This is a genomic window from Corynebacterium sp. MSK039, assembly GCF_030232315.1.
Lineage (GTDB): Bacteria > Actinomycetota > Actinomycetes > Mycobacteriales > Mycobacteriaceae > Corynebacterium.
Map to the genome: position 1 here is coordinate 20,112 of NZ_JASPJL010000013.1, position 11,585 is coordinate 31,696.

Annotated in this window: 8 protein-coding genes; 2 read left to right on the forward strand and 6 right to left on the reverse strand. The window is 69.0% G+C overall.

What is annotated here, in order from left to right; translation table 11 throughout:
* The first annotated feature begins 42 nt into the window (after positions 1-42).
* A complete protein-coding gene (locus QP997_RS08315) occupies positions 43-1,383 on the forward strand; it encodes a saccharopine dehydrogenase family protein (RefSeq protein ID WP_284846838.1) in 1,341 nt (446 codons plus the stop codon).
* Between the two features lie 36 nt (positions 1,384-1,419).
* On the opposite strand, the gene QP997_RS08320 is transcribed toward QP997_RS08315, so the two are convergent.
* From QP997_RS08320 to QP997_RS08345, 6 genes are all read right to left on the reverse strand, one after another.
* Positions 1,420-2,103, reverse strand: a complete 684-nt coding sequence (locus tag QP997_RS08320; RefSeq protein ID WP_284846839.1) for a nucleoside/nucleotide kinase family protein — start codon at positions 2,101-2,103, stop codon at positions 1,420-1,422.
* Entirely contained in the window at positions 2,096-2,881 is a 786-nt protein-coding gene (locus QP997_RS08325; RefSeq protein WP_070758374.1) for an energy-coupling factor transporter transmembrane component T family protein, read from the reverse strand. The genes QP997_RS08320 and QP997_RS08325 overlap by 8 nt, the downstream gene beginning before the upstream one ends.
* Entirely contained in the window at positions 2,878-4,578 is a 1,701-nt protein-coding gene (locus tag QP997_RS08330) for an ABC transporter ATP-binding protein (RefSeq protein WP_284846840.1), read from the reverse strand. Before QP997_RS08330 ends, QP997_RS08325 begins: the two co-directional genes overlap by 4 nt.
* A gap of 21 nt (positions 4,579-4,599) precedes the next feature.
* The gene (locus QP997_RS08335; protein ID WP_070758370.1) at positions 4,600-5,259 is read right to left on the reverse strand and encodes an ECF transporter S component; all 660 of its coding nucleotides are present in this window, start codon (positions 5,257-5,259) and stop codon (positions 4,600-4,602) included.
* 138 nt (positions 5,260-5,397) lie between these two features.
* Positions 5,398-6,732 (reverse strand): CE1 family esterase, encoded by a 1,335-nt coding sequence (locus QP997_RS08340; protein WP_284846841.1) that lies wholly within the window; start codon positions 6,730-6,732, stop codon positions 5,398-5,400.
* Positions 6,733-6,904: 172 nt separating this feature from the next.
* Entirely contained in the window at positions 6,905-10,402 is a 3,498-nt protein-coding gene (locus QP997_RS08345) for an error-prone DNA polymerase (RefSeq protein WP_284846842.1), read from the reverse strand.
* A gap of 256 nt (positions 10,403-10,658) precedes the next feature.
* On the opposite strand from QP997_RS08345, the gene QP997_RS08350 reads away from it, so the two are divergent.
* Complete coding sequence (locus QP997_RS08350; RefSeq protein ID WP_012359664.1) at positions 10,659-11,528, forward strand: MetQ/NlpA family ABC transporter substrate-binding protein; 870 nt, start codon at positions 10,659-10,661, stop codon at positions 11,526-11,528.
* Positions 11,529-11,585: the final 57 nt, after the last annotated feature.

Sequence of the window (11,585 nt, forward strand, 5' to 3'; positions counted from 1 at the left end):
CGGGCACGAAGCCCATCAGACGATGAAAGAGGTCGATCAGACATGGCTGATGCACCGAAGGACGCCACACCGCAAGGCAAGAAGACCCCGACCGGCGGAAAGCAGCGCCCGGTGGACATCACCCTGTTCGGCGCGACCGGATTCGTCGGCAAGATCCTCGCGGGCTGGCTGGCGGAGCACGCGCCGAAGGACGTCACCATCGCGCTGGCCGGCCGCAACCGCGAGAAGCTGGTCTTCCTCAAGCAGCAGCTGCTGACCATCCACCAGGGCGTGATGGACTGGCAGATCGTGGAGGCCGATGCCTTCGACGAGGACGCCATGACCGAGCTGGCGAAAAACACCCGCGTGGTGATCTCCACGGTGGGCCCGTTCGTGCGTTACGGCGAGGACCTCGTGCGCGCCTGCGCGGAGGCCGGCACACACTACGTGGACTCCACCGGCGAGGTGCTGTTCATGCGGAAGATGATCGACAAGTACGACGACGTGGCGAAGGCCAACGGGGCGCGCATCATCCACGCCTGTGGCTTCGATTCCGTGCCCTCCGATATCGGCATGCTGCTGATCAACGAGGCCGCGGCCAAGGATGGCAAGAAGCTGGCCGAGGTGACGAACCTGGTCAGCATGCGCGGGGCCATGTCCGGCGGCACCGTAGAGTCCGCACGCGAGCAGTTCCAGGCCGCACAGCGCGACCCGGAGCAGAGGCGTGTGCTGGCCGACCCGTACTCCCTGAGTCCGGATCGCGAGGCGGAGCCGGAGCTGGGCGAGCAGCCGGATTATGGCGTGCTGCAGACCGAGACCGTCGGCGCCCCGGAGGGCTGGGCCGGGCCTTTCCTCATGGCCTCGGTGAACACCCGCGTGGTGCGCCGCTCCAATGCGCTGAGCGGCTTCAAGTACGGCAAGTCCCTGCGCTACCGCGAGTTCCAGTCCACCGGGCCGGGCCTGAAGGGCCGCGCGCAGGCCTACGCGATGGGTGGGGTGCAGCAGACGATGCTGACCGCGATGAAGGCGCCGAAGCTGCGGGACTTCATCTCCCAGTGGGCACCCGAGCCGGGCGAGGGTCCGACGAGCAAGGCGCAGGAGAATGGCTACTTCCGGTGCGTGTTCCACGGCTTCGTGAAGCCGAATCCGGCGCCGAACGTGGAGCCGGATTACATCGCCACCCTGTACTCCCAGGGGGATCCGGGCTACCGCTCGACCTCCCGGATGCTGGGCACCGCGGCGCTCACGCTGCTCAAGGATGAGGCGGAGCTGCCGGGCACTGAAGGTGGCGTGCTGACCCCGGCGACGGGCCTGGGCATGGTGTACGTCCGTCGCCTCCGCGAGTCCGGGATGCGCCTGGACGTGGCGCGGGGTGGGCTCTACCGCACCTCCACGCCGCAGTAACCGGCGAGTACGGCGCTGTGTCGGGCGGGCGGTGTTTTAGGCCTCCGACCGGGTGGAGCCGTTGGCGACGACGAGGTCCGGGGCGGGGCGCCGGGCGATGTGGGCGTGCTCTTGGGCGGCCCACATGTCCCACCAGGGGGCGTAGTAGGGGTCGCGGTGCAGCGCGCGCTGCTTGCGCAGCTGGGTGGGGGCCTCCAGCACCAGGGTCCGGTGCGGGATGCCGCGGCGGCGCAGCACGGCCAAGGCCTCGGGGCTGAGGGCACCGACGCCCTCGACAATTAGTGGGCGGCCGGGGTCCAGGGGCTGCCACTGCGCGGGGGTGTTCTTCTCCCAGTCCCAGCGGCGAAAGCCCGGGCAATTGGGCTGCAGCACCTCGGCGGCGAGCATGCGGGCTGCGGCGAAGAGCCCACCCCAGCCGGGGTAGAAATCCTCCAGGTGCACCAGCTGGGGCGTGGTGTTGGGATCCGGGGGTGTGCTCGGGGATGCGCCGGGCTGGTGGCTGGACGCACCGAGTGTGGTCATGAGGTGTTCTGCGAAGTGGGTCTTGCCGGAGCCGCTGCGACCGTCGATGAGGATCACCCACCGCGGGTCGCGCCTCACACGGCGGTGGGGTGTTTTAGCGGGCTCGATCTGTTTATGTCCGCAGCCTCGCTGGCCGGCGACCCAGGCGGTGAGCTCGCGGGTGGCTTCTGCGGTCGATAGCCACGGCGCGCTAGCCATTCTGCACGCCCAGCAGCACGAAGTGGCCGGTCCACACGGCGATCCCCAAGGAAAGCAGGCTCAGTGCCAAGGAGCCCACAACCACGGCCCAGTCCCAGCCGCCGAAATGAGCCTGCCGAGCCCAGGTGCGCTCGATGGGCTGGCCCTCGGCGTTATGGGTGGCTCCAAACCCACGGGCCTCCATCGCGGTGGCCAGCTTGGCGCCACGACGCAGTGCCAGCACCAGCAGGCTGAAGGACTGCTGCAGCGCACGCTTCAGCTTGCCCTCGTCCCCCAGGCCGCGGGCGCGGCGGGCACGCTCCACGGCCGTCCAGTCCTCTCGGAATAGCGTGACCAGGCGCACGCCCGCCACCGCACCGATGACGAAGCGGGTGGGCAGTTTCCACAGCTGTGCCAGCCCGTCGCCGAGGCGGGTGGGGTCCATGTCCGCGGTGAGCACCACGGCGGGCACGCCCACCGCCAGCACGCGAATCATCACCGCGATGGCCAGCTGCACCGAGTTCTCGGTGATGTGGATGAAGCCCCATTCGAAGTAGCTCTGCCCGCTGGCCCGCCCGTAGAAGAGCATGCTCACACCCGTCAGCGGGGCGAGGAGCAGCAGCGGCCAAGCCCGGCGGAACAGCCGGGCAGGCCCGACCCCGCACAGGGGTGCGACGACCAGCAGGGTCAGCGCGAAGGACACGCTGGCGCTGACAATATCGATGCTGATCAGCAACGGGGTGGTCAGTAGGGCGAGCGCGAGCAGCCGGGTGGATGGGTCGATGCGTTCCAGGATCATGCCCGCACCTCCAGGCCGGGGCCCTGGGGAAGGTGCCAGTGGTGTTGGCCGAGCGCGGCGAAGTAGTCCGCGTCGTGGGTGATGGACAGCAGCCCCATGCCGCTGTCCGCCAGCTGTTGCAGCAACCCGACCAGGGCGGTGAACGTGTTGAGGTCCTGGCCGAAGGTCGGTTCGTCCAGGATCAGCAGGCGCGGCTCAGTGGCCAGCACCGCGGCCACGGAGAGCCGGCGTTTCTCCCCACCCGAGAGGGTGAAGGGGTTGGCGGCCGCGAGGTGACTCAGCCCGAGGGTGCCCAGCAGCTCGTCTGCGCGGCGCTCGGCTGCGGCGGCGTCCATCCCGGCGGCCTTGGGGCCGAGCAGCAACTCGTCGCGGACGGTGCGGGCGGCCAGCTGGTGCTCGGGGCTTTGAAAGACGTATCCGATGCGGCGGACCAGGTCCTTCGAGCGCCAGCTGCGGGGGTCCGGGGTTTCCCGGCGCCTGTGCTTAGCGGGCTGGAGCCCACTGGCGTCCAGCTCCCCGCCCGCCGCGGGAACCAGGCCCGCGAGGGTGAGCGCCAAGGTGGATTTTCCGGTGCCGTTGCCGCCGGTCAGGCAGGTGGACCCCGGCTCCAGGGCAGCGGTGATGCCGGTGCGGATGGTGTGCTGGCCCCAGCCGATGGCCAGGTCGCGGGTGCGCAACAGTGGCTTCCCGCTCGCGTGGGCGTCCCCGTCTGCGTGCAGGGACGCAGCGTCGATGGTTGTTTCAGCGTCGATCGGGTGGGCAACGGTGCCTCGGTTGCCAGCATGGTTCTGGTGATCAGCATGGCCCTGGTTGCCAGTTGAACCGGGCGCGGCCTTCAACGCGCCCAGCTCGGGCGGCGGGGTGCCCATGCGGCGCAGCGCGGGCGAGATGCCCGGCACCCAGATACCAGCCTCGGCGAGCCGCTCGGCATGGGTCTCCAAAATCTGCTCGGCCGGGCCGTCGGCGAGCACTCCCCCGGCCTGCCGACCACCGCTGGCCTGCTCCGCCTCGCCGCTGGGGTTGGTCTCCCCGAGCACGAGGATGCGGTCGACGTGCCCGGCCCAGGTGGCTGCGCGGTGCTCGACGACGATCAGTGTGGCGCCGGTGTCCTCACAGGCCCGGATGACGGCGTCGCGCACCTCGGCCACGCCCTCCGGGTCGAGGTTGGCGGTGGGCTCGTCCAGCACAATCACCCTGGGGCGCATGGCCAGCACCCCGGCCAGCGCGAGCCGTTGCTTCTGCCCGCCGGAGAGCCGGTGGGTGGACCGGTCGAGGTCCAGCTCCCCCAACCCGACGGTGCGCAGAGCCTCCGTGGCGCGCTGCCACATCTCTTCCCGCGGGATGCCGAGGTTCTCGCAGCCGAAGACCACGTCGTCGCCCACCCGGGCGGCGATGACCTGCGAGTCCGGGTCCTGCAGCACCATGCCGACCAGTCCGCGCGCCTGGGCGGGGTCCTTGCCGTCCACGCGGATGGCACCGCGCTGCTCGCCGTCCTCGGCATCCCCCAGCACCCCGGCGATGCCCGCGAGCAGGGTGGATTTGCCCGCGCCAGAGGCCCCGAGCAACAGGACGCGCTCCCCGGGTTCCAGGCGTGCGGTGATGTTCGCGATGGCCGGGTTCTTCCGGCCGGCGTGGCGCCAGCCGAAGTCGGTGATCTCCACGACCGCCCCGCCCGGCGGCCGCCCGTGGCTCGTCATGGCTTTCTCCCCTTGAGCGACCTAAACCAGTTGTTGGCGTTGCCTGCCCGCCGGGAAGCGGTCGAGCGCCCCGGTGGCAGCCAAACCGCGGACGAGCAGCCAGCCCACCAGGCCCGCCAGCACGATGCCGGAGAGAATCATGGTGGACAGGTAGGTGGCGTTGAAGGCCAGGGACTTCGCGTAGTTTCCGCTGGTCGCCAGCTCCAGGATGAATTCGAAGATGGCGGCCACAGCACCGGCGGCCATGGCCACGCCCAGCCCGGCGCGGCGGTAGGCGAAGATCGCGAAGACCAGTTCCGCGCCCAGCCCCTGGGCCAGGCCGGAGTACACGGTCTCGATGCCCCAGTGGTTACCCAGCAGCGCGGAAACGACGGCGGCGAGCACCTCGACGAAGAGTGCCGCGCCCGGCTTGCGGATGATCAGCCCGCCCAGCACGCCGCCGAGCAGCCAGATGCCGACCGCGAGCCCGCCAAGCCCCGGGGTGGCGGCGTCGAACACGCCGTAGGCCGCGCCCCCGATGCCGTTCCAGACCCAGAAGATCAGGCCGCAGGCCACGCCGAGCACGGCGGCGACGATGATGTCCACGACGCGCCAGGACTTGCTGTGCTGGGGTGCCTGCTGCTCGCCTGAGAAGCCGTGGGTTTCGCTGGTCTGTGATGGTTTTTCGGGCGTGATGCTCACGCTTATCCTCCCTATCGCCGGCATGATCCGGATCAGGTTCATCGGTCGGCACCACGGTGCTGGCGCCCTCTCAGCCCGGACGTTCTCCCGGACTCCCGCGTTGGTCGGGTCTAACCCTAGCAGCCGCCCCGGAGGGCCCTATTTCCGGTGGCGGGTGAAGAAACTCAAGATCTCCGCCCCGGCATTGACCGCACGGGTGGGGTTCGCTTCCTGCTGGCCCCCGTCGTTACGCACCCCGGCAATCCCGGACTCACCGGGCCGGGCGGCTTCGCCCTCGCCGGGCCAGGTGTGCCCCATCCCCTTCACCGCGATGTGCATGACGTTCTTATCCGCCGCGCAGTTGCGCCACTGGTAGCGGCGGACAATGGGGGTGACGTTGCGGACCGCGGGAGCCCCGAAGCAGGAGGCACGGTGTGCATAGGCGGAGGTGAAGCTCATCGCCCCGAGGTACGGGGTGCCGTAGCGGGAGCCGCCCTCGTAGTGGATGCGGCTGTCGTCCTCCCCGTGAATTTCGAGGAAGGACGTCGCCCTGCTGCCGTGGAACTGTGGGTGTTCTTTGCCACGCTGTGCCCGTGTTGCACAGCCCTGCCAGGTGCCCTTGTAATAGGCCCCTGCGACCGAGGCGAAGGCGGTGAATTCCTGGGGCATCTCGCAGGCAAGCTTTGCGACGAAGCCGCCGCCGTTGCTCATTCCCGCGGCGTAGATGCGCAGGTCGTCGACCTGGTAGGTGGCGGCAATGCGGTTGATAAGGTCCCGGACCAGGGCCAGGTCTTGCTTCCCGGTGGCCGTGGCATAAGGTGCGCCCGCCCAGGCCTTGTCGACGCCGTCGGGGTAGGCGACGATGGCGCCGTCCCGGGCGAGGTCGCCGAAGCGGGCCATGGCTGCGCCGGACTGCCCATAGCCGTGGAAGGCGAGGATCAGTGGCTTGGGCCGGGTGGTCTGGGACTGGCGGGGCAGGGCGTCAGCGGGCACATGCAACACTGCCTGGCGGTTCAGTCCGCCCGATGTCAGCTGGACTTGGCCATTGTGCCCGGGGCGTGGGGCACCCCGCAGCGGGGCGGAGTGTTGGGTATTGCGCAGCACGGGCGCGGGGCTGGTGCTCGTGGCTGGGTCCGTGGCAGCACCCTGGCTGGCTTCTCCCCCGCGGTGATCGCGAGCGCTGGGTTCGCCCGCGCCGGACTGATTTTCTTTGGTGTTACCAGCCCCCGGGGTGCGGTCGTTGCTGGTCCCCGCCGTCCGGCTCGAGCGTTCCGGGATGGCCACGGCGGATTCGTGTTCGGTGCGTTCGCTGACCAGGCTGTGTCGGCTTTTTCGGGTGAGGTAGTCGACGCTCCAGCCGGTGTTTTTCTGCAGCCACACCCCGGCCCCGGCCGCGAGCCCAATGGCCACGGCTGCCAGCGCGAGGGCGATGATTCGCCGCAGCATATAGCGCCGCTGGCTGGTGGGGCGCCCGGAAGGGCTAGGGGTGGTCATTCCCCCGATCTTGAAGGGTGGGCGCGCTGATTGTCAATCGGTGAATCGCATAAGTGTTATTCCCCACGTTGTGATCGCCCCCGCCTCCCCCGGCCACAGGCACTTCCTCACCGTCGCAGCCACCCACCTGGGTCGTGACCACGGCCGACCCGGTAGCCGGCTCCGGGGCACTTCAGCGGAAATCCCGCGACGGGCTACCCAGCGCCGCGGCACCACCCAGCTCCGGTTCCACGGCCTCCAGCAGGTCGGCGGTAACACTGGCCGCACCCTCCGCGTTATGCACGATCCCCCGGACCACCACGATGCGCGCTGTCATCGCCACCTGCCGCTGTTTCTTCCATAAGCCCTGGGTGAGCATCACGTTCGCGATGCCGGTCTCATCCTCCACCCCAAGGAAGACGACCCCACCCGCAGTGGCCGGGCGCTGCCGGTGCGTGATCACCCCGGCCACCCGGATCCGCGAACCATCCGGCACGTGCAGCAGATCCACGGCGGGCACCACCGCCGCCCCACCCCGGCGTTGCCCGCGACGCACCCCGGCGCGCACCGGCAGGTCGTGCCACTGGGAAAGCTGGCCCCGCAGCAGCTCAACGGGGTGCCCGTCCGGGGTCACCGACGTGGCCGCGAGATCCGCGGCAGCCAGCTCGAAGGCGCTCATGCCAGGCAGCGCGGGAACTGAGGGCGCGGACGTCCCCGGCAGCATGCCCTCCCGCTCCGTGGCCGCCAGCCCCGCGGCCCACACCGCCTGCCGTCGATCCAGCCCGAGGCTCTCCAGGGCACCGGCCCGCGCCAGGGCCGCCACCTGCGCCACGCTGAGCCCGGCTTCCCGGGAGAGGTCACTGACCTGCCGGTACTCTCCTTTCTCTTCCCGCGTGGCGACGATCCGCTCGGCCGTGTCCTCGCTGATCCCCGCGATGGATGCCAGCCCCAGCCGGATCGCGCCGAGGGGCTCCGCGGTGCCCCGCCCCAGCCCGTGCACCCCGCGGGCGCGGTTGACGTCGTCAAAAGAAGAGGAAGAAGACGCGGATGAAGACGCAGCAGAACCTGCCGAGAGATCCATATCCGCCTGCACCCCGGAAGCGTTGACGCACACCGGGAGGATGCGCACCCCGTGGCGGCGGGCGTCCGCGATCAGCGACTGCGGCGAGTAGAATCCCATCGGCTGGGCGCGCAGCAGCGCCACGCAGAACTCCGCCGGATAGTGGTATTTAAACCACGCGGAGTAGTAGACGAGCGCAGCGAAGGACTGCGAGTGGGACTCCGGGAAGCCATAGGCCGCAAACGCCGTGATCTTCTCCCACAACCGGTCCGCGACCTCCCCGGCGATCCCGTTGGTGCGCTCCAGCCCCTCATAGAAGCGCTCCTTGAGCCGCGCCATCCGCTCCGGGGAGCGCTTGGAGCCCATCGCGCGGCGCAGCGTATCGGCCTCCGCGGCAGTGAACCCGGCGGCATCCACCACGACCTGCATCAGCTGTTCCTGGAACAGCGGGATGCCGAGGGTCTTGCCGAGCGCGGGCTCCAGGCACGGGTGGTCGAAGGTCACCGGTTCCAGGCCGTTGCGCCGCCGGATGAACGGGTGGACCGATCCGCCCTGGATGGGGCCGGGGCGGATCAGCGCGACCTGCACCACCAGGTCGTAGAAGCGCCGGGGGCGCAGGCGGGGCAGGGTGTTCATCTGGGCGCGGGACTCCACCTGGAATACGCCCACCGCGTCGGCGCGGCTGAGCATCTCGTAGACAGCTTCCTCGGTCGGGGCCAGGCGCCACAGCTCGATGTGGCGTCCGCGGTGGGTGGCCACCTGGTCAATGGCGTGATGCAGGGCTTCGAGCATGCCCAGGCCTAGTAGGTCGAATTTCACCAGTCCGACGGCCGCGCAGTCGTCCTTATCCCACTGCACCACGGAGCGGTTCTCCATGCGCGCCCACTCGGTGGGTACGACGTCCGCGATGGGGCGGTCGCAGATGACCATGCCGCCGGAGTGGATACCCAGGTGGCGGGGCTGGCCGATCAGCTGTTCAGCAAGCTGCCGCACCCGCTCGGGCGCCTCGGCGGTACCTCGGGTCCAGGCATCCACCTGGCCTGCCGGGTAGCCGTGCGCGCGGGCGGCATCCCGCAGCGCCCCCTTGCGCCGGTAGGTGATGACGTTCGCGACCTGGGCGGCGTTATCCCGCCCGTAGCGGCGGTAGACGTACTGGATGACCTCCTCGCGACGTCCGGATTCGATGTCGAGGTCGATGTCCGGCGGCCCTTCGCGTTCCGGGGAGAGGAAGCGTTCGAAGAGCAGGCCGGCGGCGACGGCGTCGACGGAGGTGATGCCGAGTGCGAAGCAGACGGCGGAGTTCGCCGCCGAGCCGCGCCCCTGGCAGAGGATGTTGTTGCTGTGGCAGTGGTCGACGATGTCGTGGACGATGAGGAAGTAGCCGGGGAAGCCCAGTTTTTCGATGACGTCGAGCTCCCGGTCGATGACCTCCCAGGCCTTCTGCGCCGCTGCGGTGGAGCCGCGCCACCCGTAGCGGTGGGTGCCGTTTCTTTCCACGAGCTCGCGGAGCCAGGACATCTCGCTGTGGCCTTCCGGCACGGGGAAGTGCGGTAGTTCCGGGGCGACGAGGTTGAGGGTGAAGGCGCATTCTTCGGCGACGTCCACGCTGGTTGCGGTGGCTTCCGCGAGCCAGGCGCAGTCCCCGGCGAGCTGTCGCAGTTCCGCCCCGGAGCGCAGCCAGGATCCGCCCACGGGGTGGGTAACGGGTTCGGCGCGGGCGACGTCCCAGCGCCGCCGTAGGGCGGCTTTGGCCCCAGCCAGGCGGGCCTGGCTGGGGGTCGCGCAGGTGGGCTGCGAGGAGAGGATCTCGCGCAGCCCGTGGGTGGTGGCGAAGGTGTGCAGGGCCTCGTTGTGGTCCACGTCGGCCGGGTCCATGCTCAGCTGCAGCTGCACGAGGCAGTGTTGCGCACCGAAGGCGTCGAGCAGTTCAGCAGCCCGGCCGGGGGTGGCGAGTTGGGCGGCGTCGATGAGGACGCGCCAGTGCCCGCCGGCTGCTTCGGCGAGCTCGTCGAGGCTGGGGTATTCGACCGCGTCCTTATCCCGGTGGGTCATCCGGGCGGTGGTGATGCTGCGGCTAAGCCGCCGGTAGCCCTCCTGGCCGCGGCAGAGCACCGCCAGGCCGGGGGCCTGAGCCCCGTCGAGGCTGAGCTCCGCCCCGAAGACGGTCTTGAGCTCGCCCTCTGCCTCTGCGGCGGCGGTGGCGAAGCGCGCAGCACCGTACATGCCGTCCCGGTCGAGGCAGGCCAGCGCGGTGATGCCGAGTGCGATGGCCTGCTCCACCAGTTCCTCGGGTTCGCTGGCGCCGTGGAGGAAGTGATAGCTGCTGGCGGCGCGCAGCTCCGCGAACTCCACGTGCGCTGCGGCTGCGCGCGCCCTACCCCCAGGTTCCCCCGCCGCGGTTCGCGCCCCGCGGATCCCATCAGGCTGCTTCCCGCGCCTGAGGTCAAGCCGCTCCGCGGACTGGGCCTCGCCGGGGTAATCGCCACGTCGGCCACCGCCCTGCTCGCCACGCCCCACCTCGTTCCGAGATCGGGCTTCAACGCTCTCACCTGTGGTTTTCCCCGAAAGAATACGCTCGATCCGCGACCAACTGAGGGCCTTGGGGTTGTTGAATCCGCGCGTATACGTCACGGAAAGAACCCTACCCTAAGTCGAACACCCATTCGATATAGCGCAGCGTTCACCCCTGCCTACCGCCCCAGTACCGCCATTCCCTCAAGGCAGAAATCGACGACACCACGTGCATAAATGACAAGAAAATAGACCAAGTTGTCCATGCTGCCCTACGGTGCTAAATTTGCCTTCAACAAACAGTGACCCGCCAAACAAAAAACACCCGTGCCAACGACGGCGCACGGCGGACACCCCCAGATCTAGGAGGATCACCATGACTCTTCGACGCAAGGCCCTGGCCGCGACGATCGCCCTGACCACCAGCTTCAGCCTCGTGGCCTGCTCCGGCGGCAACGACGACGACACCATCGTCATCGGCACCACCGACTCCGAGCAGAAGCAGTGGCAGGTCTTCAAGCAGGAGCTGGATAACGCCGGCCTGAAGACCGAGATCAAGTCCTTCAACGACTACTCCATCCCGAACCGTGCGCTGACCGACGGCGAGATCGACGTCAACAACTTCCAGCACATGATGTTCCTGGCCGAGTACAACAACGGCAACAACACCGACCTCGCACCGGTCGGCGCCACCGAGATCCTGCCGCTGGGCCTGTACTACAAGGACCACTCCGACCTGAAGGACGTCGAGAAGGCTGGCGAAGTCGCCATCCCGAACGACTCCACCAACCAGGGCCGCGCCATCAACGTCCTCGTCCAGGCTGGCCTGGTCACCCTGAAGAAGGAAGGTCTGCTGACCCCGACCCCGGCTGACATCGACACCGACAAGTCCAAGATCAAGGTCACCCCGGTCGACGCAGCCCAGACCGCTACCTCCTGGCTCGACGGCACCCCGGCCATCGTCAACAACTCCTTCCTGGACCGCGCGGACATCGACCCGAAGACCGCCATCTTCCAGGACGACCCGGAGAAGGAGGAGGCACAGCCGTACATCAACGGCTTCGTGACCACCAAGGACCGCAAGGACGAAGAGGACCTGAAGAAGCTCGTCGAGATCTGGCACTCCAAGCCGGTCCAGGACGCCATCGACGAGCAGACCAAGGGCACCTCCGTCGCCGTGACCATGTCCGGCGATGAGCTGCAGAAGGTGCTGGACACCACCCAGCAGAAGCTCAAGGAGCAGTAAAACCCAACCCCCAAAAAGGCGTGTCTCGCATGGCCGGCCCACCAGCCCGCCAGCCGA